The sequence below is a fragment of the Novosphingobium ginsenosidimutans genome (assembly GCF_007954425.1).
Lineage (GTDB): Bacteria > Pseudomonadota > Alphaproteobacteria > Sphingomonadales > Sphingomonadaceae > Novosphingobium > Novosphingobium ginsenosidimutans.
Genome location: NZ_CP042345.1, coordinates 440807 through 461695 on the forward strand (window position 1 = coordinate 440807; position 20889 = coordinate 461695).

27 protein-coding genes are annotated in these 20889 nt (G+C 65.9%); 17 read left to right on the forward strand and 10 right to left on the reverse strand.

The window, feature by feature from the left end; genetic code table 11:
• Positions 1 to 78 precede the first annotated feature (78 nt).
• The 8 genes from FRF71_RS02125 to FRF71_RS02160 all read left to right on the forward strand — a co-directional run bounded on the left by FRF71_RS02125 (position 79) and on the right by FRF71_RS02160 (position 6906).
• Entirely contained in the window at positions 79 to 504 is a 426-nt protein-coding gene (locus tag FRF71_RS02125) for a Fur family transcriptional regulator (RefSeq protein WP_147089008.1), read from the forward strand.
• A gap of 6 nt (positions 505 to 510) precedes the next feature.
• On the forward strand, positions 511 to 1272 hold the full coding sequence (locus tag FRF71_RS02130; RefSeq protein WP_238339368.1) for a lysophospholipid acyltransferase family protein: 762 nt from the start codon (positions 511 to 513) through the stop codon (positions 1270 to 1272).
• A gap of 40 nt (positions 1273 to 1312) precedes the next feature.
• Positions 1313 to 2635, forward strand: a complete 1323-nt coding sequence (gene miaB / locus FRF71_RS02135) for a tRNA (N6-isopentenyl adenosine(37)-C2)-methylthiotransferase MiaB (RefSeq protein WP_147089009.1) — start codon at positions 1313 to 1315, stop codon at positions 2633 to 2635.
• A 109-nt stretch (positions 2636 to 2744) separates the two neighbouring features.
• A complete protein-coding gene (locus tag FRF71_RS02140; RefSeq protein ID WP_147089010.1) occupies positions 2745 to 3773 on the forward strand; it encodes a PhoH family protein in 1029 nt (342 codons plus the stop codon).
• Positions 3774 to 3884: 111 nt separating this feature from the next.
• Positions 3885 to 4403 carry an rRNA maturation RNase YbeY gene (gene ybeY / locus FRF71_RS02145; RefSeq protein WP_147089011.1) on the forward strand — a complete coding sequence of 173 codons (519 nt, stop codon included), beginning with the start codon at positions 3885 to 3887 and terminating at the stop codon, positions 4401 to 4403.
• Between the two features lie 8 nt (positions 4404 to 4411).
• Positions 4412 to 5314 carry a hemolysin family protein gene (locus FRF71_RS02150; RefSeq protein WP_147089012.1) on the forward strand — a complete coding sequence of 301 codons (903 nt, stop codon included), beginning with the start codon at positions 4412 to 4414 and terminating at the stop codon, positions 5312 to 5314.
• A 3-nt stretch (positions 5315 to 5317) separates the two neighbouring features.
• Entirely contained in the window at positions 5318 to 6202 is an 885-nt protein-coding gene (locus tag FRF71_RS02155; RefSeq protein ID WP_147089013.1) for a LysR substrate-binding domain-containing protein, read from the forward strand.
• Positions 6203 to 6219: 17 nt separating this feature from the next.
• Entirely contained in the window at positions 6220 to 6906 is a 687-nt protein-coding gene (locus FRF71_RS02160; RefSeq protein ID WP_147089014.1) for a peptidylprolyl isomerase, read from the forward strand.
• On the opposite strand, the gene FRF71_RS02165 is transcribed toward FRF71_RS02160, so the two are convergent.
• Positions 6903 to 7349, reverse strand: coding sequence for a peptidylprolyl isomerase (locus FRF71_RS02165; RefSeq protein ID WP_147089015.1), 447 nt, complete (start codon positions 7347 to 7349; stop codon positions 6903 to 6905). The two genes, FRF71_RS02160 and FRF71_RS02165, sit on opposite strands and share 4 nt — an antisense overlap.
• Before the next feature lie 112 nt (positions 7350 to 7461).
• On the opposite strand from FRF71_RS02165, the gene mgtE reads away from it, so the two are divergent.
• Both mgtE and FRF71_RS02175 read left to right on the forward strand, forming a co-directional pair.
• Positions 7462 to 8895: a magnesium transporter gene (gene mgtE / locus FRF71_RS02170; protein ID WP_147089016.1), complete on the forward strand. Its 1434-nt coding sequence runs from the start codon at positions 7462 to 7464 to the stop codon at positions 8893 to 8895.
• 3 nt (positions 8896 to 8898) lie between these two features.
• The gene (locus FRF71_RS02175) at positions 8899 to 9297 is read left to right on the forward strand and encodes a DUF1489 family protein (protein WP_147089017.1); all 399 of its coding nucleotides are present in this window, start codon (positions 8899 to 8901) and stop codon (positions 9295 to 9297) included.
• A 3-nt stretch (positions 9298 to 9300) separates the two neighbouring features.
• Here FRF71_RS02175 and FRF71_RS02180 read toward each other — a convergent pair whose 3' ends face one another.
• The 4 genes from FRF71_RS02180 to FRF71_RS02195 are packed head-to-tail and all read right to left on the reverse strand — an operon-like array spanning position 9301 to position 11217.
• Positions 9301 to 9945 carry an NrsF family protein gene (locus FRF71_RS02180; protein ID WP_147089018.1) on the reverse strand — a complete coding sequence of 215 codons (645 nt, stop codon included), beginning with the start codon at positions 9943 to 9945 and terminating at the stop codon, positions 9301 to 9303.
• A gap of 11 nt (positions 9946 to 9956) precedes the next feature.
• A complete protein-coding gene (locus FRF71_RS02185) occupies positions 9957 to 10481 on the reverse strand; it encodes a sigma-70 family RNA polymerase sigma factor (RefSeq protein WP_147089019.1) in 525 nt (174 codons plus the stop codon).
• Entirely contained in the window at positions 10478 to 10942 is a 465-nt protein-coding gene (locus FRF71_RS02190; RefSeq protein ID WP_337678494.1) for a DoxX family protein, read from the reverse strand. Before FRF71_RS02190 ends, FRF71_RS02185 begins: the two co-directional genes overlap by 4 nt.
• Entirely contained in the window at positions 10939 to 11217 is a 279-nt protein-coding gene (locus tag FRF71_RS02195) for a BufA1 family periplasmic bufferin-type metallophore (protein ID WP_147089020.1), read from the reverse strand. The genes FRF71_RS02190 and FRF71_RS02195 overlap by 4 nt, the downstream gene beginning before the upstream one ends.
• A gap of 186 nt (positions 11218 to 11403) precedes the next feature.
• Here FRF71_RS02195 and bufA2 point away from each other — a divergent pair, with 186 nt between their 5' ends.
• The 3 genes from bufA2 (at position 11404) to FRF71_RS02210 (ending at position 13334) form a co-directional block, all read left to right on the forward strand.
• Positions 11404 to 11688, forward strand: a complete 285-nt coding sequence (gene bufA2 / locus FRF71_RS02200) for a BufA2 family periplasmic bufferin-type metallophore (protein ID WP_147089021.1) — start codon at positions 11404 to 11406, stop codon at positions 11686 to 11688.
• 81 nt (positions 11689 to 11769) lie between these two features.
• Positions 11770 to 12603, forward strand: a complete 834-nt coding sequence (gene bufB, locus FRF71_RS02205) for an MNIO family bufferin maturase (protein ID WP_147089022.1) — start codon at positions 11770 to 11772, stop codon at positions 12601 to 12603.
• Complete coding sequence (locus tag FRF71_RS02210) at positions 12600 to 13334, forward strand: HvfC/BufC family peptide modification chaperone (protein WP_147089023.1); 735 nt, start codon at positions 12600 to 12602, stop codon at positions 13332 to 13334. The genes bufB and FRF71_RS02210 overlap by 4 nt, the downstream gene beginning before the upstream one ends.
• On the opposite strand, the gene FRF71_RS02215 is transcribed toward FRF71_RS02210, so the two are convergent.
• From FRF71_RS02215 to FRF71_RS02235, 5 genes are read right to left on the reverse strand one after another with little or no spacing between them, the layout of a single operon-like run.
• On the reverse strand, positions 13331 to 14098 hold the full coding sequence (locus FRF71_RS02215; protein ID WP_147091491.1) for an SDR family NAD(P)-dependent oxidoreductase: 768 nt from the start codon (positions 14096 to 14098) through the stop codon (positions 13331 to 13333). The genes FRF71_RS02210 and FRF71_RS02215 overlap by 4 nt on opposite strands.
• On the reverse strand, positions 14098 to 14799 hold the full coding sequence (locus FRF71_RS02220; protein WP_147089024.1) for a DsbA family oxidoreductase: 702 nt from the start codon (positions 14797 to 14799) through the stop codon (positions 14098 to 14100). The genes FRF71_RS02215 and FRF71_RS02220 overlap by 1 nt, the downstream gene beginning before the upstream one ends.
• Entirely contained in the window at positions 14796 to 15674 is an 879-nt protein-coding gene (gene nudC / locus FRF71_RS02225; RefSeq protein WP_147089025.1) for an NAD(+) diphosphatase, read from the reverse strand. Before nudC ends, FRF71_RS02220 begins: the two co-directional genes overlap by 4 nt.
• Positions 15671 to 16999, reverse strand: a complete 1329-nt coding sequence (locus tag FRF71_RS02230) for a serine hydrolase domain-containing protein (RefSeq protein WP_147089026.1) — start codon at positions 16997 to 16999, stop codon at positions 15671 to 15673. Before FRF71_RS02230 ends, nudC begins: the two co-directional genes overlap by 4 nt.
• Positions 16996 to 18051 (reverse strand): A/G-specific adenine glycosylase, encoded by a 1056-nt coding sequence (locus FRF71_RS02235; RefSeq protein ID WP_147089027.1) that lies wholly within the window; start codon positions 18049 to 18051, stop codon positions 16996 to 16998. Before FRF71_RS02235 ends, FRF71_RS02230 begins: the two co-directional genes overlap by 4 nt.
• 29 nt (positions 18052 to 18080) lie before the next feature.
• Between FRF71_RS02235 and FRF71_RS02240 the strand changes: the two genes are divergently transcribed.
• From FRF71_RS02240 to FRF71_RS02255, 4 genes are all read left to right on the forward strand, one after another.
• The gene (locus FRF71_RS02240; protein ID WP_147089028.1) at positions 18081 to 18632 is read left to right on the forward strand and encodes a DUF721 domain-containing protein; all 552 of its coding nucleotides are present in this window, start codon (positions 18081 to 18083) and stop codon (positions 18630 to 18632) included.
• Positions 18633 to 18634: 2 nt separating this feature from the next.
• Positions 18635 to 19312 carry a DsbA family protein gene (locus FRF71_RS02245; protein ID WP_161597866.1) on the forward strand — a complete coding sequence of 226 codons (678 nt, stop codon included), beginning with the start codon at positions 18635 to 18637 and terminating at the stop codon, positions 19310 to 19312.
• Positions 19312 to 20004 carry a thioredoxin domain-containing protein gene (locus tag FRF71_RS02250; protein ID WP_147089030.1) on the forward strand — a complete coding sequence of 231 codons (693 nt, stop codon included), beginning with the start codon at positions 19312 to 19314 and terminating at the stop codon, positions 20002 to 20004. Before FRF71_RS02245 ends, FRF71_RS02250 begins: the two co-directional genes overlap by 1 nt.
• A 101-nt stretch (positions 20005 to 20105) precedes the next feature.
• Positions 20106 to 20867, forward strand: a complete 762-nt coding sequence (locus FRF71_RS02255; protein WP_147089031.1) for a thioredoxin domain-containing protein — start codon at positions 20106 to 20108, stop codon at positions 20865 to 20867.
• Positions 20868 to 20889 lie beyond the last annotated feature (22 nt).

Sequence of the window (20889 nt, forward strand, 5' to 3'; positions counted from 1 at the left end):
GATAAGTCCGCCACACGCGGTTGAAGAATCGTCCCGCCGGGTTCATATCCGGCGGGACGTTTCATTGACGGACAGCCAGTGCACCAGCAGATCGACATCGAAGCCCTTTGCGCCGAGCGCGGCCTCCGCATCACGGAGCAGCGCCGTGTAATTGCCAAGGTGCTGTCCGAAAGCACTGACCATCCGGACGTGGAAAAGCTGCACGAGCGCGCGGTCGCCGTCGATTCGCGCATCTCGATCGCCACGGTCTATCGCACCGTGCGCCTGTTCGAAGAGGCTGGCATCCTTGATCGTCACGATTTCGGCGATGGCCGCGCCCGCTATGAAGCCGCGCCCGAAGCCCACCACGACCACCTGATCGATGTCGAAACCGGCAAGGTGATCGAATTCGTCGACCCTGAGCTTGAGGCGCTGCAGCGCCAGATCGCCGAAAAGTTGGGCTACCGGCTGGTTGACCACAGGATGGAGCTTTACGGCGTCCGTCTTGGCCGGGAAGGCCAGTAACCACCCGTGGCGATCGCGCTCAGCCGGCCGCGCCGCCTACCGCTGCTAGGCTGGGTTAGGGTTACGCTGCGGCTGGCGGCGATGCTGCTGCTCCTGTTGGCCTGCCTGCCACTCTATTACCTTGCCAAGCCCTTCATGAGCCACAATCCGGTGCCGCGTTTCTTCCTGGCTGGAATCGGCGCGATTGCCGGGATGCGGCTACAAACGCGGGGGGAGAAGGTCCATCGCGGGGCCTTCCTGCTGGCCAATCATGTTTCCTGGCTTGATATCCCGGCGCTGGCGGCCACCACCGGCAGCGCCTTTGTTGGCCACGATGGCCTGGCTGCGATGCCGCTGCTCAAGTGGCTGTGCAAGATGAACGACACGGTCTTCGTGGCCCGGCACGACCGCAAGAGCGTTGCTCGCCAGGTCGAGGATGTGCGCACCGCGATCCGCGATACCGGGGCGCTGACGATCTTCCCGGAAGGCACCACCAGCGACGGCACGGGCCTGCTGCCGTTCAAGAGCTCGCTGCTCTCTGCGCTGGAACCGCTACCCGATGGCATCGCGGTCCAGCCGGTGCTGCTCCACTTCGGCCCGGAAGCCGCAGACATTGCCTGGGTCGGCGAAGAGCACGGCGTCGACAATTTCCTCCGGCTGCTCGCCCGCCGCCGCCCGATTGAGCTGACCGTGCACTTCCTGCCGGTGTTGAGCGGGGCAGAGCTGGCCAGCCGCAAGACCATCGCCCAGGCCGCGCGCGACGCGATGCTGGCGCGGCTAAGCGGATAGCGCTTCAAAAGCTGCGCCAATTGGCGTATCGGCGCGGCCCATGCGCCCCACTCCGCCCCCCAGGACCTATCGGGTCAAGAGCTTCGGCTGCCAGATGAACGTCTATGATGGCGAACGCATGGCCGAACTGCTGGGCGAGCAGGGCATCACCCCCGCGCCCGAGGGGGAGGAGGCCGATCTCGTCGTACTTAACACCTGCCACATCCGCGAGAAGGCGGCCGAGAAGGTCTATTCCGACATTGGCCGCTTGCGCCGCGAGGACGGCACCAGCCCGCTGATCGCGGTGGCCGGCTGCGTCGCCCAGGCTGAGGGCGAGGAAATCATGAAGCGCGCGCCCGCCGTCAGCATGGTGGTGGGGCCCCAGGCTTATCACCGCCTGCCGGCGATGATCGCCGAAGCGGTCGAGGGCCGCCGCGCGGTCGATACCGACATGCCGGCCGAGACCAAGTTCGATGCCCTGCCGGCGCGTCGCAAGGTTGGCCCCAGCGCTTTCCTGACCGTACAGGAAGGCTGCGACAAGTTCTGCACCTATTGCGTGGTGCCCTATACCCGCGGCGCCGAAGTTTCGCGCCCGTTCACCGATCTGGTCGAAGAAGCGAAAAAGCTGGTCGAGGCCGGTGCGCGCGAACTGACCCTGCTGGGCCAGAACGTGAATGCCTGGCGCGACGCGGATGGCCGCGGGCTGGAAAAGCTGATCGAAGTGCTGGCGGTGATCCCCGGCCTTGCCCGGATCCGCTATACCACCAGCCACCCCAACGACATGACCGACGGGCTGATTGCCGCCCACCGCGACGTGCCGCAGTTGATGCCGTTCCTGCACCTGCCGGTCCAGGCCGGGAATGACCGGGTGCTCAAGGCCATGAACCGCAGCCACACAACCGAGAGCTATCTGCGCGTGCTTGACCAGGTTCGCGCCGCGCGGCCCGACATTGCCCTGTCGGGCGATTTCATTGTCGGCTTCCCGGGCGAGACCGATGCCGAGTTCGAAGACACGCTGCGACTGGTCGAACAGGTCGGCTATGCCCAGTGCTTCAGCTTCAAGTATTCGGCCCGCCCTGGCACGCCCGCCGCGACGATGGACGGACAGGTTCCCGCCGCAGTAATGGACGAGCGGCTCCAGCGCCTCCAGGCCGCGGTCAACGCCAGCCAACTGGCCTTCAACCAGGCTTCGCTGGGCAAACGCTGCACCGTGTTGGTCGAACGGCAGGGCCGCCACGCCGGCCAGTGGCTTGGCAAATCCCCCTGGCTGCAGTCGGTCCACTTTACGGGCGATGCCGCGATCGGCGACCTGGTCGAGGTGGAATTGACCGAAGCAGGGCCGAATTCGCTGTCGGCCCGGTTGCTGGAACCTGCCACCGTCTGACCGGTTTTCCACCGACTGTAACCCCAGTGTCGCTTGCGCGCGGCACGCCTGCGCCTAAGCTTCGAATCAGCCAGTCCGGCTGCACTGAAAGGAGCGCCCCGCCCACTTTATGGCTCGCAAACCTGCCCGCGCCCACGATGACCGCGATGTCTTCGGGCAAACCCGCATCCAGCCCCGCCGTGCCCGGACGGAGATGGAATTTGACGAAGCCACGATCCTGGGGGCGCTGTTCGGGCAGTTCGACGCCAACCTGGTGCAGATCGAAAACCGGCTCGGCGTGTTCATCTCTGCGCGCGGCAATCGTGCCCAGATCGAAGGACCGGAAGAAAGCGTGGCCCGTGCGCGCGACGTGCTGAAGACCATGCACCAGCGGCTGATGAACGGGCAGGAGCTTGATCCCGGTGCGGTCGAATCGATCATCATGATGTCGGCTGAACCGACGCTGGAAGGAATCGTCTCGGGCGATACCGGCGCCCCCTCAGTGATGATCCGCACCCGCAAGAAAACGATCGTCCCGCGCAGCGCGACCCAGATCGAATACATGAAGGCGCTGGCCAGCCGCGACGTGATCTTCGCACTCGGGCCGGCCGGTACCGGCAAGACCTATGTCGCGGTGGCTCAGGCGGTCTCCCAGTTGATCACTGGTTCCGTCCAGCGCCTGATCCTGAGCCGGCCGGCGGTGGAAGCAGGGGAACGGCTAGGTTTCCTGCCGGGCGACATGAAGGACAAGGTCGATCCTTATCTGCGCCCGCTCTATGACGCGCTTTACGATTGCATGCCGCCCGAGCAGGTCGAGCGCCGGCTCGCCTCGGGCGAGATCGAAATCGCGCCGATCGCCTTCATGCGCGGGCGAACCCTGGCCGAAAGCTTCATCATCCTTGACGAGGCGCAGAACACGACGCCCGCGCAGATGAAGATGTTCCTCACCCGCTTCGGCCAGAACAGCCGCATGGTGATCTGCGGCGACCCCAACCAGGTCGATATCCCCGGCGGACCGCAGATGAGCGGCCTTAACGACGCCGTCGCCCGGCTGGAGGGCATCGAAGGGATAGCCGTTACCCGCTTCACCAGCGCCGACGTGGTCCGCCACCCGATCGTCGGGCGGATTGTCGATGCCTATGAGGGGCAGCATGGGTAGGTCAGTCGGCCGTTCCTCGTCACCCCGGGCTTGACCCGGGGTCCCGCTTCCCCTTGATGTCGGGCTTGAAAAGCGGGACCCCGGATCAGGTCCGGGGTGACGGAGACTGGTTTGGAACTGGAAATCGCGATCGAAGCCGGTTGGCCCACACCCCCGAACTGGGAAGCCGTGGCCGGGCGCGCCCTTGCCGCGCTGAGCCAGGTGGCTCCCGAACTGGCCAACCCGCGCCTGTCCGCCAGCTTGCTGTTCTCCGACGATGCCGAAGTGCACGAACTCAACCGCGAATGGCGCGGCAAGGACAAGCCGACCAACGTGCTGTCCTTCCCCATGCTGGAGCGCGAAGGCCTGCTGGCGCTCAGCCCTGAAGGCCCGCCCGAACTGCTGGGCGACATCGCCCTGGCGCTCGAAACCTGCGCGCGCGAGGCCGCGGACAAGGGCGTGCCGCTGGAACACCATGCCGCCCATCTGGTTGTTCATGGCCTGCTCCATCTGGCGGGCCACGACCATGTTCACTCCGACGAAGACGCCGCGGCGATGGAAGCACTGGAAATCAAGGCTCTTGCGTTGATGGGCATTGCCGACCCATATGGCGATCGCGATCCAGTGACCGGATCGCCAAAAGGGGACTGACAGGTACCATGGCCGAGGGCCCATCCGGAGAAGGGGAGTCTAGGCGCTCCACCTGGCGCGCGATCAAGCGCTGGTTTGAGCGGGTTGACGGCGGCGGCGAGCAATCGCTGCGCGCCCAGCTGGAAGAAGCGATCGACGAGCACGAGGACGACGGCGGCTCGGTCCGCAACGGCGACCTCTCCGCGCTGGAGCGCGAGATGCTCCGCAATCTGCTCCACTTCAGCGAGCACGATGCTGACGATGTCGCGATTCCGCGCGGCGAGATCGTCGCCGTACCTGAAACCGCCAGCTGGGAAGACGTTGTTGCGGCCTTTGCCGACCATGGCCATTCGCGCATGCCTGTTTATCGCGACACGCTGGACGAGATCGTCGGCATGGTCCTGATCAAGGATGTGTTCAAGCATCTGGCCAGCGGCAAGCCGCCCAAAGACTGGACCAGCCTGCTGCGCCAGCCGCTTTATGTCCCGCAGGCGCGCGGGGCGCTGGACGTGCTGAACGACATGCGCGCCAGCCGCGTCCACCTGGCCGTGGTGATCGACGAATACTCGGGCACCGACGGGATCATCACCATCGAGGACCTGGTCGAAGAAATCGTCGGCGAGATCGAGGACGAACACGATGACGCGCCCGAGGAACTGCTGACCCGGCTTGAAAACGGCATGTGGGAAGCTGATGCCCGGGCGGAGCTGGAAGACGTGGCCGCAGCGATCGACCGCCGCCTGGCTGAGGTTGAGGAAGACGTCGATACGCTTGGCGGCCTTGCCTTCCTGCTGGCCGAGGCGGTGCCGCCAGTCGGGTCAATCCTCGAGCATCCCAGCGGTTGGCGGCTGGAAGTGATTGCAGGCAATGAAAAGCATGTTACCCGTCTGCGCCTGCATCCGCCCTCTCCCCAGGACGAATCCGAAGAGTAACCCTTGGCCATTCGCCGTCTGCCCCCTCTGCGCGCGATCGAAGCGTTTGTGCGGATCGTCCGGCTTGGCTCTGCCCGCGCGGCGGCCGATGAGCTTGGCCTGAGCCCCTCGGCGCTCTCGCGCCGGGTGTCAGCCCTGGAAGACTTTATCGGCAAGCGGCTGTTCACGCGCCAGCACCAGGCGATGAAGCTGACTGACGATGGCAGCACCTTCTACAACGCGGTAGCACCCAAGTTCGACGAACTTGCGGCGGCAGTCGAGGGCCAGGTTGAGGACAGCCGCGTGCTGCGCCTGCGCCTAGGCGTCCTGCCGCTGTTCGGCAGCCAGCGGCTGTTCCCGCGCCTGCCCGAACTGCGCAAGGCCCAACCGCGGCTGCATATCGACTTCGACACCAGCCCGCATCTTGATCACCGGGTCGGTGACACGCTCGATGCGGCCTTCATCCTGTCGCCCCAGCCGGACCCTTCGTTCCATGCGGTCCAGCTCGATCACAATAAGGTCTATGCGATCACTTCCAAGGTCCTGGCCGACGAGATCGGACCGGTGCCCGATCGCGAAACCCTGTCGCGCCAGACCTTCCTGATCCACAACGAGCTGCCCGACAGCTTCATCGCCTGGAAGCAGGCGATCGGCCTGCCCGATCTGGAGCCGGCGGCGATCGACCATTACGATTCGGGACAGCTGATCCTCGAGGCTGCGGCCCAAGGCCTGGGCATCGCGATCATGCATGATGCCCATTTCGACCGCGCGCAGGATGGCCGCCTGGCCAACCTCTACGATATCGAGGTCAAGAGCCCCTATTCCTACTGGTTCATCTGCAAGCCGCACGCGCTGGACGTGCGGGCAGTGCGGATCTTCCACGACTGGGTGGTGAAAACCGGGCTGTAATCAGGCAGCATCAGCCCATGAACCGTCGATTCGCCCTGCTCGCCATTCCTGCCCTCTTCGTGCTGGCGGCCGCCGCGCCGCCCAAGAAGGCCCCGGCCAAGCGCCCCGTCGCTGCCAAGCCGGCTCCGCCGCTGGGCGACACGGTCAAGATCGCGCTGGTGACCGAACTGGGCATGATCGAGCTAGAGCTCGATAACAAGCGTGCGCCGATCACCACGCAGAACTTCGTGCGCTATGTCGATCTCAAGAAGTTCGATGGGATCGTGTTTTACCGCTCGATGCGGCTCCCTTGGGGCGACCAGCCCAATGGCCTGATCCAGGGCGGCTTGCAGGGCCATCCGCTGAAGGTGCTCAAACCGATCGCGCATGAGCCGACCAGCCTGACCGGGATCAATCACAAGGCCGGCACAATCTCGATGGCGCGCCATGCGCCCGGCACGGCAACGGCCGACTGGTCGATCCTGCTGTCGGACCTGCCCAGCCTGGATGCCGATCCCAAGGCGGCCGAACCTGAAGCCCAGGCCGGTTTTGCCGCCTTTGGCCGGGTCACGCAGGGGATGGATGTGGTGCGCAAGATCTGGGATGCGCCGCTCTCACCCATCAAGGGCGAGGGGCCGCTCAAGGGCCAGATGCTGGAGCCGCCGGTAAAGATCCTCAGCGCGCGGCGGATCGCTGACCCGCCGGCGCCAAAGCCCGCGTCTTAGGCGACAGTCGCCTTGCGGATCACGCCGGGATTGGCCGGCGGTTCGCCCTTGGGCAGGGCGTCGACATGTTCCATGCCTTCGATCACCTGGCCCCAGACGGTGTACTGCTTGTCGAGGAAGGTCGCATCGTCGAAGCAGATAAAGAACTGGCTGTTGGCCGAATGCGGATAGCTGGTGCGGGCCATCGAGCAGACGCCGCGCACATGGGGTTCATTATTGAATTCGGCCTGCAGGTCCGGCTTATCCGAACCGCCCATGCCGGTTCCGTTGGGGCAGCCGCCCTGGGCCATGAAGCCCGGGATCACGCGGTGAAACTTCACCCCGTCATAGAAGCCTTCTTGGGCCAGCTCGACGATCCGTTCGACGTGGCCTGGCGCAAGGTCCGGACGCAGCTTGATGACGACATCGCCGCTATCGAGCGACAGGGTGAGGGTTTCGGCCATGGTAGTCTCCATTAGGTTTTCGCAGCCGATATAGGGCCGGTTGGGACAAAGTCACGCATCAAGCCGAAGGCCGGGTTGCAAATGCCGGCAACGCGCCTAGACCGGCCCGGTCATGACCGTGGACAAGCTCGACCCAGACCTGCTCGAAGGCGCCGCTGCCGCGGCCGAGCCGGCGCACGAAAGCGACAGCCTGGACGCCGAAAATACACTCAAGCCTGAATTCGTCCGCCGCGTCCGCGACGGGCTGGAAGCGGGCGAGAACGACGCGGTCTATGGCTTGGTCGAAGGGCTCCACCCGGCCGACATCGCCGACCTGTTCGAACTGCTCGATTCCGACGAACGCCCGGCGCTGGCCATTGCCATCAGCGACCTGATGGGCAGCGAGGTCTATGCCGAGCTGAACGACTATGTCCGCGAGGACATCGTCGAACAGCTTCCGGCCGAAACCGTCGCGGATATTGCCGAACAGCTCGACACCGACGACGCCGTCGCCATGCTGGAAGACCTCGACGAGGAAGACCAGCAGGCTGTCCTCGCCGAAATGGAGCCCGAGGACCGCGCGGCGATCGAGACCGCGCTGTCCTATCCGGAAGAGTCCGCCGGCCGCCTGATGAGCCGCGATTTCGTCGCGGTGCCCGAACACATGACCGTCGGTGACCTGATCGATTTCTTGCGCGACGGACGCGATCTGGCCAACGAGTTCTGGGAAGTGTTCATTGTCGACGCGCGGTTCCACCCGGTCGGTACCTGCGCCTTGAGCTGGATCTTGCGCACTCCCCGGTCGATCGCGCTGACCGACGTGATGCAGCGCGACCAGACCCTGATCCCGGTGACCATGGATCAGGAAGAGGTGGCGCTGCGGTTCCAGAAATATGCCCTGATCTCGGCCGCCGTGGTCGATGCCGATGGCCGCCTCGTCGGCCAGATCACGGTCGATGACGTGGTCCACATCATCCAGGAAGAAGCCGGCGAAGACGTGCTGCTGCTGTCTGGCGCCGGCGAAGGCGATATCAACGAGCCGATCCGCGATTCCTATGTCGCGCGCGTCCGCTGGCTGATCGCCAACCTCGCGACCGCGCTGCTTGGCGCAACGATCATCAGCAGTTTCGGCGGGGCGATCGAAAAGCTGGTCGCACTCGCCGCACTATCGCCGATGGTGGCCTCGATCGGTGGCAATGCCGGGACGCAAACGATGGCCGTCGCCGTCCGCGCGCTCGCAACCAATCAGCTGACCCGCACGAACACCACCCGCATCCTGTTGCGCGAATTCCGCGTCGCCGTGCTCAACGGGGTGACTGTCGCCACGTTGATCGGCGTCGCGACCGCACTGGTCTTCTCGAACCCGCTGCTTGGTGTCGTGATCGGCACGGCCGTGGTGGTCAACATCATCACCGCGGGCCTCGCCGGGGTGGTCGTGCCGGTTACGCTCGACCGCCTGGGCCAGGACCCGGCCGTGGCAAGCTCGGTCTTTGTCACCATGATCACCGATTCGATGGGCTTCTTCGCCTTCCTGGGATTGGCGGTGGCCTCAGGATTGGTGGGCTGAGCCATGCCGCTTCACCTGACCAAAGTGGCCTACGGGGCGCAGTCGCTTGAGGAAATGCGCAGCTGGTTCGCAACCCGCGGCGCCGAGGCGCGGCTGACCACGCGCTATCTGCCCAAGCGGCACGAGGAAATCGTGCCAGGCGGCTCGCTGTTCTGGATCTTCAAGCACCAGCTCGTCATGCGCAGCCCGATACTGCGGTTTGAAGAGGCCGAGGGCGGGCGGACCAACATCGTCATTGCCGCCAAGCTGATTGACGTGCTGCCGCGTCCCAAGCGCGCCCACCAGGGCTGGCGCTATCTTGAGGACGCCGATGCCCCGCGCGATCTTGGCAGCGATGAAGACAGCGGCGAGGTCCTGCCAGGCCACATCGCCGCCGATCTGGCCCGGCTGGGCCTCGTCTAGAGCCTACCAGCGCAGCAGCGGCGGCACGATCAGCCGGCCCAGCACGGCGGCGATCGCTACCGCCAGTCCGTGCCAGATGCCGATGTGGACCATGTCGGTATGCGGGCAATAGAGCGAGACCGCGAAGATACCTGCGCTGCCCGCACTCAATCCCGTCAGCAACCCGGCTTGGCCCAGCCGCACCGGCGCGCCGCGGCGCAGCCAGGCCGTCAGGATCGCGGCGGTAAACAGCCCGGCGAACAGGCCAAAGGTAATGCAATCGCGGCCATTGTCGCGCAGCGGCGATGCGTTGCCATGCAGCAGGCCGGTCACGATCAGGAACAGCGCCCCTAACGGCAGAACTGCGGCGGCAGCGAGGCTCCAGGCCCAGCCATCGCGCCTTGCGCCGACCGCAGGTCGGGCCGAATCGATCGCCGCCCAGGCCGAGGCCAGGGTCAGGACCAGGAATACGCCGGCCGAAACCACCCCGACCGGATCGGGGCGCGCGGCGAGGAGGTCAGAGCGGATCCCGAACAGGCCCAGCAGCAGCAGGACGCCTGCCGCCAGGCCGAGCAGGGCGCCGGCCATGCCACGCCAGCGGCGGAGCGGACGGACCGGGGCCAGGTCCTGCGCCAGCGCTTCGATCAGGGAATCAGTACTGCGTGTCATGATGGTTCTTCTCAATTCTCGATCAGGGCAGCCAGCCGCTTGAGGCCGCGGTGAATGTTGACCTTGATCAGCGATTCGCTCTGCCCCGTGGCAGCGCTGGCCTCGCTGATCGAACGGCCTTCGATCTTGACCAGTTCGATCGCCCGGCACTGCGCCGGGGGCAATTCCTCGAACAGCCGGTCAAGGCTGATCCGGGCAGTAATCGCCGGTTCGGCATCGACTGCGGGCAACTGCTCGTCGCTCAGTTCGTCCTCAGCGCGGCGGTAGGCCAGGCGAAGGTGGTCGACAAATTTGTAGCGGGCAATCGCCGCCAGCCAGGGCAGGAACGGACGTCCCGGATCGTAGCTGGCCAGCTTGCGGTGCAGGCTGAGCAGCGTTTCCTGGACAAGGTCATCCAATTCGCACGGGTTCACCCGCCGCCGCAAATAGCGCAGCAGCCAATCCCGCGCGGCCTGCAGCAGCGCGGCATAGGCCGTCCGGTCGCCGTGCTGGGCCAGCGCGGCGAGCCGGGCCAGGGTGGCTTCGTCGGCCGTCAACAGCGTCCTCGCGCCAGCAGTGCATCAAGGCTGAGCCAGCCGCCGCCGCGCAGCACCAGCACCAGGGCGAGCGCGGCCCACAGTGAATGAACCGGCCACCAGGCCTCCGGATAGACGAAGAACTGGATCGTCAGCGTCATGCCCAGCAGGCCGAGCGCGGACAGCCGCGTGAATAGCCCGGCCACCAGCAAGGCGGGAAAGACATGCTCCGCCGCCGTGGCGGCCAGCGCCGCGAATTCGGGCGGCAGCGGGACGCCGGCATATTCGGTCCGGAACAGCTCATAGGTCGTCTCGGTCACCTGGAACCAGGTGCCCTCCTCTACCTTGGTCTGCCCGGAACGCCAAAAGATCCCGGCCAGCACGACCCGTACGAAGGCCAGCAGCACGCCATCGGGCACCTTGCCGGCCAGCGTCGCGGTCAGGCTGTCATAGCGCTGGATCAACCCGGACAGCAGTGTCACGGACGCGGTTCCAGCGAACCGAAGCCCTTGGGGGTTTTCGTCTTGAGGCAGGTGCCCTTGGGAACCAGCTTCCAGGCATTGCCCTGGTAATCGCGGGTCGAGGTGCCGGCGCAGCTGGTGCCGGGGCCGGCGGCGCAGTCATTCTTGCCGGCCTTGGCTACGCCGTAGCACTTTTCGGTCGCCTTAGCGGGCTTGCTCTGCGCCTGCGCGGCGCTGGTGGCGGTGAGGACGGCGAGGGCAGCCAGGGCGGAAATCGAGACGGTCGAGCGGTTCATGGGGGCAACTCCTGTAATGCGGGGCAGCGCCGGTTGGCGTTGTCCTTCCCCCATTCGGCAGCCCGCGCCGAGCGGTTACAGCCAGCCCTAAAAAGAAAAATGCGCCGTCCGGCTGTAACCCGATCGGCAGCGGCGGCGAATGGCCAGATGCCGACCTGGCACGACCCTCAATTGGAGTTCCCCGACATGCACACTGCCAAGACCGCTTCGGCGCTTGCTTCGCTCGCCGCCGCTTTCGTCCTCGCCGCCGCTGCCAACGCTGCCCCCGCCCCGGCCGGCAGCTCGGGCAAGGCGCTCGCCGATGCTGACACCGTCCACTGCTACGGCGTCAACACCTGCAAGGGCACGGCTGACTGCAAGACCACCGAACACGAATGCAAGGGCATGAACGGCTGTAAGGGCCACGGCTTCAAGGCCATGAAGGCCGGCGAATGCCTGAAGCGCGGCGGCACGATCGGCGATCTGGGCTGATCCCTCCCCCGGGCCCGGCCGCTGCCCTCACCCCCCTCCCGGCCGGGCCCACCCCTTTCCTCGCGCAATGGTTCAACAGCGATGACCGGCACCATCCCGCCCTTCTCCGGCTTTGGCCTGGGTCTGCGCAAGGAACACCACGAAGCGTTCCTGACCGCGCCGCAGCCGGTCGACTTCGTCGAGGTCATTTCCGAGAATTTCATGGCCTGTGGCGGCCGCCCGCTGGCCACGCTGGAAGCCGTGCGCGAACGCTATCCGGTGATCCTGCACGGCGTTTCGATGTCGCTCGGCGCGGACCAGGAGCCGGACCGCGCCTATCTGGCCGAGCTCAAGACGCTGGCCCGGCGGATCGACCCGCTGTGGGTCTCCGACCATCTCTGCTGGACCGGGTTTGGCGGCCACAATTCGCACGATCTGCTGCCGGTCCCCTATACCGCAGAAGCGCTGGCGCGCTGCATCCGCAACCTGACCATCGCGCAGGACGCGCTGGAGCGGCCGCTGCTGATCGAGAACCCGTCAAGCTATGTGCGCTTCCCGGACAGCACTCTTACCGAATGGCAGTTTTTGGCCGAACTGAGCGCTTCAACCGGCTGCTACCTGCTGCTCGACGTGAACAACGTCTTCGTTTCCAGCGTCAACCACGGCTTCGATCCGCTCGAATTCCTGAGCGGGATCCCGACAGGCCGCGTCCGCCAGATCCACCTCGCCGGGCATAGCCAAGGTCCAGAGGGCATGCTGATCGACACCCACGATGCGCCCGTGCCTGACCCGGTCTGGCAGCTCTATGCCTCTGCGGTTGACCACCTTGGTCCGGTTGCGACCATGATCGAACGCGATGACCAGGTTCCGCCACTGGCGGACCTGTTGGCCGAGCTCGCCCAGGCGCGCTGTCTGGCGGAGCGCGTGCCGGCATGACCCTGGCAGTCCTGCAACGCGCCTTCCTGGCCGAGATTGCTGCCGATGACGCGCTGCCGCCCTCGTCCGCTGGCATGGCGATCTACCGCAACGCCTATCGCGGCCGGTTGAGCGATGCGCTGGCATCGGGCTTCGAGCGGACCAAACGCTGGGTCGGCGAGGAGGCCTTTGAACAGGCCGCCGCCCATTACATCCTGACCAATCCGCCGCATCGCTGGACGCTCGATCTGTTTGGGGAAGCTTTTCCGGATCTGCTCGGAACCCTGTTTGCCGAAGATCCCGAAGTGGCAGAGCTGGCCTGGCTCGAATGGCAGCTGCAACAGGCGTTTGCCGCCCGCAATGCGCCAGTCCTGACTGCTGCGGACTTGGCCGAGGCCAGCTTGTCCGAAGACGATTGGGCGCGGCTGCGCTTCATCCCGGCGCCGGGCTTTGCGGCGCGCCAGGTGAACTTCGATGTGGTGACCTTGTGGCCGCTGCTGCGAGACGAGGCGGCGGCGAGCGCCCCGGCAAGGCTGCCGGAATCAGGCTGGCTGATCGTCTGGCGCCAGGACCTGTCGCCGCACTACCGGCTGCTTGACCCGGCTGAAGGTACCGCGCTCGTAGCTCTGGCGGGCGGGGAGAGCTTTGGCGAAGTGGCTGCGCGCGTTGGTGCGGACGGCCTTCCGCAATTCGGAGCGTGGTTTGCCAGCTGGCTGGCCGAGGGCCTATTTTCCGCCCTGGAGCTTACCTAACCGCCGCGCAGGCGGGCGATATAGGCGCGCACGTCGTGCTCCTCATCGCCGTCATAGCGCGGGGCATAACGGGCAAAGGCCGCTTCCAGCGCAGCGGTCCGCTCGGTCATCGGCACCACGTTGTAGGCGTGGCTGACCACGAACCGCTCGCGTGCGGCCAGCTGCGGCAGGATGATCTCGGCATAGCGCTCGGCCGGCATGGCCTGATCGCGCCCGCCCTCGCTGGTCAGGCCGGAAAGGACCCAGCCGGGGATGATCGTGCCGGCATGAACATGCTCGGGCAGGTCCTCGCGCAGGCTTTCGGTCAGGCCCAGCACCGCGTGCTTTGAGGCGATGTAGGCGGCTGAACGCGGGACCGCGCAGAACAGCGCGTTTTCGGAAGCCACGTTGTAGATCGCCGAGGGGTGGTCCTGCGCCGCCATGCGCGGGGCAAAGGCCGCGCAGCCGTGCCAGACGCCCCAGAAATTGACCTCGAACACGCGGCGGGCGGCGGCAATGTCGGCCTTCCACAAGCGCCCACCGCCGCCGGAAATCCCGGCGTTGTTGACCAGCAGGTCAACCCGCCCAAAGCGCTGCCAGGCCAGCTCAGCCAAAGCTTCGACCTCTTCCAGGTTCGCTACGTCGCAGGCAACGATTCCGTCCGCCGCTTCACGATCGGCCAGCAGGACCTGCGCGCCTGCCGCTTCGAGCGCCTTGCCAAGGGCCCCGCCGATCCCCCCGGCCCCGCCGGTGATCACCGCGACCTGGCCAGAATAGTCGGGCATCATCCTGCCCGCGCCGCCAGCTCAGCCTCGCGCGTGACCACGCGGCGCAGGGCATTGGCATAGGTCTCGGGCTCCTGCGCGCCGGGGATCAGGAACTTGCCGTTGATCAGCATCGCCGGCACGCCGCTGACGTTCATATCATAGGCCATGCGCTGTTCTTCCTGCGCCTGCTGGGCCAGCACCGTGTTGTCGAGCGCGGCCGCAGCGGCGTCTCGATCAATCCCGACAGCTTCCGCCACATCTAGCAGCACGGCAGGGTCAGAGACATTGCGGCGCTGCTGGAAGTGCGCATCGAACAGCGCCAGTTTCAGCTCGGTCTGCTTTTCCGGCCCGTGCTGCGCCAGCGTCCACAGCAGCAGCTGGTGCGCGCGCAGCGTGTTCCACAGCCGCGCCTGCGGTGCCTCACCCTCACCCGTATAGTCGAACGAATAGCCGGCCCGGGCGCCGATCTCCTTCATCTGTCCGCGCGCTGCGGCCATCTGGTCGGGCGTGCGGCCATATTTGCGGGCAAGGTGCGCCTGCTGTTCCTCGCCCTCTGGCGGCATATCGGGATTGAGCTGGAAGGCATGCCAGCGGACCTGGGCCTCAACCTCGCCCTCCAGCGCTGCCAGGCCCTTCTTGAGCTGTGAATAGCCGATGATGCACCATGGGCACATCACATCAGACCAGATGTCGATCGTGACTTTAGCGGGCTGGGTCATTTGTCGAGCCACCAGACTAGCAGGTTGTGGGCAATGGCGAAGGGCCGCGGGAAGATCAGCGTGTCGGTACCATCAGGACCGGCGGCACGCGCGGCTTCCAGTTCCTCGCGGGTGAACCAGCGCGCTTCTTCAAGCTCGGTGAAGTCAACTGCCAGCTCCGGATCATCGGTGAAGGCGTGGCACCCGATCATCAGCTGCGAGGGGAACGGCCACGGCTGGCTGGCGACATAAGACACGTCGCGCACCCGCACGCCGGCTTCTTCGAAGCTTTCACGCGCCACGGCTTCCTCGATCGTTTCGCCGGGTTCGACAAAGCCCGCCAGCGCCGAATAGATCCGCGCCGGAAAGCGCGGCTGGCGGCCCATCAGCAGGTGGCCCTTGTGTTCGATCAGCATGATCGTGACCGGATCGGTGCGAGGGAAGTGCTGGGCCTTGCAGCTGTCGCAGTTGCGCTGCCAGCCACCCTTGCTGACCTGGGTCGCGCCGCCGCACCGTGCGCAGAAGCGGTGCCGGGCGTGCCAATCGACCAGGCTGCGCGCGCCGCCATAAAGCGCCAGTTCGCCCGGATCGAGCGCCGACATGGCGGCCCAGATCGAAGGGTTGGCATAGGCTGGCCCGGTCGCGCCTTCATCGGGCACGGCGGCGAAGCAGGCCTTGCCATCCATCAGCCCCAGGAACACCAGTTCCGCGTCCGGATCGGCATCCGCCAACGTGCCCCATTCCAGCGCGCCCTCATCGGTATAGACCGGCGCCAGGCCATCCAGCTTAAGCAGCCGCGCGCGCCAGTTCGTCAGGGCCGCCAGCTCTTCGGGATTGGCGCGGATGTGGTCGGCCCGGTCGATCGGTGAACCGGCAAAGGCGATCGGCGCCTTCATGCGCCGCGCATCGCAGCCAGATCGGCCAGAACCGTCTGCGGGAACTCGGCGTGGATCGGCAGGGCTTCGGACGGCATGTACTGGGTATAGACCCCGGCGCGCAGGCCCATCCGGACATTGACGAAGCCGACTGTCCCGGCCGCGCCGCCCCAGCCGAAAGTCCCGGCATCGCGCCCCATGCCCGAACGACCACCCGCGCCGTTGCCCGCACCTTCAATAAAGGTGCCCTTGGTCTCGACCCCGTCGGGCAGCAGATTGCTGACGCCCAGCGCGACCGACGCCGCGCCCATCACCCGCCGGGTGCCGACAAGACCGCCATTGGCGATCATCTTGAGGAAGCGGTCATAGTCCGCCGGCGAGCAGACCAGGCCCGAACCACCAAAAGCGAAGGCCGGGCGGTCCAAGTAGATCGAGTTCTTGCTCAGATCGATCGGCAGCGGAAAACCGCCCATCAGGCCGTAATTGGCGGTCAGGCGATGCACTTCGCTCGCGGGCACCTGGAAATAGCTGCTCTTCATGCCGATCGGATCGAACATCCGCTCTTGCAGGAAAGCCTCGAAGCTCTTGGCCCCCGAAGCGCGCTGGATCACCACGCCCAGCACGTCGAGGCCCATCGAATAGTGCCATTCAGTGCCGGGTTCGGAGACCAGCGGCACGGTGGCGGCCAGCTTGACGAACTCGTCCGGGCCCGGGGTTGGCGGGCTGACCGGCAGGCCGGGAATCTTCATCCGAGTCAGCACCGCCGGGGTCACGCCAAGGCGCAGTAGCTCGGCGCTGACCTTTTCCTTGCCAACGCCGGCATAGCCCAGGCCGGCCGTATGCGTCAGCAGGTGGCGGACGGTTATCTGGTTCTGCGCCGGACGCGATTCCAGGCTGTTCTTCGGATCAATCGCCACCCGCATATTGGCAAATTCGGGGATGAAGTCTGCCACCGGCTGGTCCAGCTTCAGCTTGCGATCGTCGATCAGCATCATTGCCGCCATGCCGGTCACCGGCTTGGTCTGCGAATAGGCGCGGAACAGGCTGTTTTCGCCCGCGCTATCAGGATCGTCGAAAGCCTCCTTGCCGCGCACGATGAAGCCCGGGTCCTTTTCCCCCCAGCCAAGCGCCGCGACCATGCCCGCGACCTTCTTTTGGCTGACGTACTTGTCGAGCATGGCCGTAACCTTGGGCCAGCGGGTTTCAAAGCCCACGGCCGCGGCGGCATGGGCCAGCTGGCTGCCGAACGGCAGGGCACCGACGGCGGCTCCTGCCCCCAGCAGAACGCTAGAGCGCAGCAGGTTCCGGCGCGAAAGCGCGATGGCGTCGTGGTGATGCAAGGTCATTCTCCCGTTTCTCGTTCAGCCAGCGCCAGCCGCGCTGCCTTGGCGAACAGGGTGGGCAGGCCGGCTTCATCGATCCGGTCCAGCGGCCACCATTCGCCATTGTCAGACGCCAGCCTATCCAAATCGCCGCCCGAATAAAGCATCAATTGCAAATCGAGATCGAAATGGGTGAAGGCGTGCCGAACCACGCCGCCAGCGCGCCATTCCCCCGGCAACGGTCCTTCGCCGCAGCCATCGCTGCGGGCCGCCCAGCCATCATCAGGCAAGGCCCGCATCCCGCCCAGCATCCCCGTGTTCGGCCGCTGCACAAGCCAGACTGCACCGCCCCGCTCGATCCAGAAGGCGCAGCCCCGGCGCTGCGCCTTGGCGGCCTTGGCTGGCTTGACCGGAAACCGCTCTGCACCAGCGCGGCGCCCGGCGCAGTTCGCGGCCAGCGGACAAAGCAGGCAGCGCGGATTGCGGTTGGTGCAGACCGTTGCCCCGAGGTCCATCATTGCCTGGGCGAAATCGCCGGGCCGCTCAGCCGGAGTCAGTTCCTCGGCCCGCGCCCGGATCGCCTTGCGCGCGGCGGGCAGCGGTTCATCAATCGCAAACAGCCGCGCCACCACCCGCTCGACATTGGCATCCACCACTGTGGCCCGTTCCCCAAACGCAATCGCGGCAACAGCAGCAGCAGTATAGGCGCCCAGCCCCGGCAGTTCCCGCAGCTCCGCCTCGGTGCCGGGAAAAGCGCCGCCGCGCGCCGCCACGGCCCGGGCGCAGGCCAGCAGATTGCGGGCGCGGGCGTAATAGCCCAGCCCTGCCCAGGCGGCCATCACCTCGGCATCATCGGCGGCCGCAAGCTCCTTGACAGTTGGCCAGCGCGCCAGGAACTTTGCGAAATAGGGACCGACTGCTGCAACCGTAGTTTGCTGTAGCATTACTTCGGACAGCCAGACACGATACGGATCCGGCGGCGGCGTGCCCGGCGGGCTGCGCCAAGGCAGCACGCGCGCCAAGCCCTCATACCAGGCCAATAGACTGGCTGATATCGTGTCCGTGCTGGTATCCATTCCCGCGCTATGGCATTGCCAGCGATGCAATGGAACGGGACCCGAAGAAGCCAGGCACAAAGCCCGTAAAAGGGGCCGCAGCAAAGCCGCGCCCCTATGAACGGCCCCGCGGCGGGGCGGCGCGCAGCGTTTCCGAACTGATGCCAGAAGTGGGCCGCACCGCCTTTCGCCGGTTCGGCTTCGTCCAGTCGAGCGTGGTGACCCGCTGGCCCGAAATCGTCGGGGCCAAGCACGCCCGGGTCTGCAGCCCCGAAGCGATCCGCTTCCCGCCGGGCGAAAAGGCGAGCGGCATCCTTGAGCTGGTGGTCTTGCCCGCCCACGCCCCGCTGATCAGCCACGTCACGCCCGAGATCATCGATCGGGTAAACCGCTTCTTTGGCTACAGTGCGGTTGCCCGGGTCAAACTGCGCCAGGGGATAGTCAAGCCGCCAACGGAAGAACGCCGCCCCGCCGCGCCGCCCTCGCTCAAGCCGATTCCGATGGAACTCGGCGATTCCTTGCGCGATATCGGCGATCCCGAACTGCGCGCCGTGCTCGAATCGCTGGCCCGCAGCCTGGGTGAAAACAACGAGGACAAGTGATCTTGAAGCATCTGCTCCGCCCCGCCCTGCTGCTCACCGCCGCCGCGCTGACCCTGGGCGCCAGCCCGCCGCTGGACTGGAACCGGGTCGTGACCCGGACCCCGCAGCAAAGCACGATCCTTGGCAACCCGGCCGCCAAGGTGAAGCTGACCACATTCGTCAGCTATACATGCCCGCATTGCCGCGAATTTGAACTCGAATCCGATGCCGGGCTGAAGCTCAAATACATCCGCAGCGGCAAGGTTTCGGTGGAGATAAAGCATGTGGTGCGCGATCCGATTGACCTGACCGTGGCGATGCTAACCAATTGCGGACTGAAGGACCGGTTCCCGCTCAACCACAGCGCCTTCATGCGCAGCCAGCCGGTGTGGATCCAGACCCTGGCCCGCAGCAGCAAGGCCCAGCAGGCGCGCTGGACCACCGGCGAACTGCCTACCCGGACCCGCGCGATCGCCGCCGATTTCCGCTTCTACGAGATCATGGCGTCCCGCGGCTATGACCGGGTGACGGTTGATCGCTGCCTGGCCGATGGCGCCATGGCACAGCGGCTGGCCGCTGGCAGCGAGGCCGCCTCGAAACTGGGCGTCGATCACACGCCCAGCTTCGCGATCGACGGCGCGTTGCTTTACGGAACCGATGGCTGGAGCCTGCTGCAGCCGCAGATCGAGGCGCGGATGTAATGCGGCGGCGGGGTTTGTTCTCCGGCCTGCTTGCCCTTGCGGCCGCCACCTTGCTGACCGGCGCGAGCAAGCCGAAGGAACCAGACTGGTCCGCCACGGTCACGATCAGCAAGGAAGGCTACCACGTTCGCGGCAATCCGCATGCGCCAATCCGGCTGATCGAATATGCCTCCTACTCCTGCCCCCATTGCGGCATCTTCGAGATGCAGGGCGGCGAGGAACTGACCGAACGCTTCATCAAGCCCGGCTCGGTCGCCTATGAAATCCGCCCGTTCTTCCTCAACGAGATCGACAAGACGGTCTCGCTGATCGCCTATTGCGGCAAGCCCGAGAAGTTCTTCGGCAACACGACTCAGCTGCTCAAGTTCCAGCACGAATGGCTACGGAGCCCGACCCGGGCCCAGGCGCAGCGCTGGTCCGACCCGGACTGGAACAAGCGCGTCCAGGCCATGACCGAAGACCTTGGGCTTTACGCGATGATGGAAAAGCGCGGCTACAAGCGGCCCGAGCTTGACAAGTGCCTGGCCGATGAGGCGCTGGTGGCAGAGCTGCAAAAGGGCACCGAGAACGCCTTTTACAGCGAAGGGGTCAAGGGCACCCCGGCCTTCCAGCTCAACGGGCAATTGCTGCCGGTCAACACCTGGCCCGCGATCCGCGAAGTGCTGGCCCGCGCGATGAAAGGTTTTGTCTGAGACTCCTGTGGAGAAGCCTGTCGGCTATGCAGGCGCTCCTTCCCGCTCCCCGGCCGCTAGGCTAGTTTTAGCGGCTCAAATCCAGAGGATTTTTGCGAATCATGACTGCTGCAAAATTCGGTTTCGCGCCCAAGGCACTTGTCGCTGCAACCATGGCCCTGGCGCTGGTCGCCTGCGGCAAGAAGGAAGAGGGCGCGGCCGCCGCGCCGACCAGCGGCGAAGCAATTGCCAAGATTGCCCCGCCGGCCGGCGGCAGCTGGGCCGATACCTATGCGGCGACGCCCGAAGGTGGTTACCGAATGGGCAATCCCGATGCCCCGATCAAGCTGGTCGAATATGGCGCGCTGAGCTGCTCGCACTGCGCCGAGTTTGCCGAAAAGAGCGCCGCCGAAATGCGCGACAATTTCATCGCCAGCGGGCGCGTCAGCTATGAAGTGCGCTTCTTCATGCTCAACGCGCTCGACGTGCCGGCTACCCTGCTCGCCACTTGCGGTTCGCCCGAGGCGACCCTGCCGCTGGCCGAGCAGTTCTGGGGCTGGCAGAAGAACATGTTCACCAACCTGCAATCGAACGAAGCCGCGCTCCAGGCCGCCAGCCAGCTGCCACCCGAGCAGCGTTTTGTCGCGATTGCCCAGGCTGGGGGCATGGACACCTTTTTCACCTCGCGCGGGATTGCAGCCGATCAGGCCAAGGCCTGCCTGGCGGACACGGCGAAGGCCACCAAGCTGGTCGAGGCGACCAACAAGGCCGGCCAAGAGCTGAACATCACCGGCACGCCGACCTTCTTCCTCAACGGCGCCAAGCTGGACACCAACACCTGGGAAGGCGTGAAGGTACTGCTCGAAAAGGCTGGCGCCCGCTAAGCCGGGACCAGGCGGGGGACCG

Coding starts and splice junctions, on each gene's coding strand:
- FRF71_RS02235 (WP_147089027.1), bottom strand. CDS start 18,051: ATGGATACCAGCACGGACACGATATCAGCCAGTCTATTGGCCTGGTAT.
- FRF71_RS02140 (WP_147089010.1), top strand. CDS start 2,745: ATGGCTCGCAAACCTGCCCGCGCCCACGATGACCGCGATGTCTTCGGG.
- nudC (WP_147089025.1), bottom strand. CDS start 15,674: ATGAAGGCGCCGATCGCCTTTGCCGGTTCACCGATCGACCGGGCCGAC.
- FRF71_RS02195 (WP_147089020.1), bottom strand. CDS start 11,217: ATGAACCGCTCGACCGTCTCGATTTCCGCCCTGGCTGCCCTCGCCGTC.
- FRF71_RS02230 (WP_147089026.1), bottom strand. CDS start 16,999: ATGACCTTGCATCACCACGACGCCATCGCGCTTTCGCGCCGGAACCTG.
- bufA2 (WP_147089021.1), top strand. CDS start 11,404: ATGCACACTGCCAAGACCGCTTCGGCGCTTGCTTCGCTCGCCGCCGCT.
- FRF71_RS02165 (WP_147089015.1), bottom strand. CDS start 7,349: ATGGCCGAAACCCTCACCCTGTCGCTCGATAGCGGCGATGTCGTCATC.
- bufB (WP_147089022.1), top strand. CDS start 11,770: ATGACCGGCACCATCCCGCCCTTCTCCGGCTTTGGCCTGGGTCTGCGC.
- FRF71_RS02160 (WP_147089014.1), top strand. CDS start 6,220: ATGAACCGTCGATTCGCCCTGCTCGCCATTCCTGCCCTCTTCGTGCTG.
- FRF71_RS02255 (WP_147089031.1), top strand. CDS start 20,106: ATGACTGCTGCAAAATTCGGTTTCGCGCCCAAGGCACTTGTCGCTGCA.
- FRF71_RS02240 (WP_147089028.1), top strand. CDS start 18,081: ATGGAACGGGACCCGAAGAAGCCAGGCACAAAGCCCGTAAAAGGGGCC.
- miaB (WP_147089009.1), top strand. CDS start 1,313: ATGCGCCCCACTCCGCCCCCCAGGACCTATCGGGTCAAGAGCTTCGGC.
- FRF71_RS02150 (WP_147089012.1), top strand. CDS start 4,412: ATGGCCGAGGGCCCATCCGGAGAAGGGGAGTCTAGGCGCTCCACCTGG.
- FRF71_RS02220 (WP_147089024.1), bottom strand. CDS start 14,799: ATGACCCAGCCCGCTAAAGTCACGATCGACATCTGGTCTGATGTGATG.
- FRF71_RS02180 (WP_147089018.1), bottom strand. CDS start 9,945: ATGACACGCAGTACTGATTCCCTGATCGAAGCGCTGGCGCAGGACCTG.
- FRF71_RS02250 (WP_147089030.1), top strand. CDS start 19,312: ATGCGGCGGCGGGGTTTGTTCTCCGGCCTGCTTGCCCTTGCGGCCGCC.
- FRF71_RS02215 (WP_147091491.1), bottom strand. CDS start 14,098: ATGCCCGACTATTCTGGCCAGGTCGCGGTGATCACCGGCGGGGCCGGG.
- FRF71_RS02175 (WP_147089017.1), top strand. CDS start 8,899: ATGCCGCTTCACCTGACCAAAGTGGCCTACGGGGCGCAGTCGCTTGAG.
- FRF71_RS02210 (WP_147089023.1), top strand. CDS start 12,600: ATGACCCTGGCAGTCCTGCAACGCGCCTTCCTGGCCGAGATTGCTGCC.
- mgtE (WP_147089016.1), top strand. CDS start 7,462: ATGACCGTGGACAAGCTCGACCCAGACCTGCTCGAAGGCGCCGCTGCC.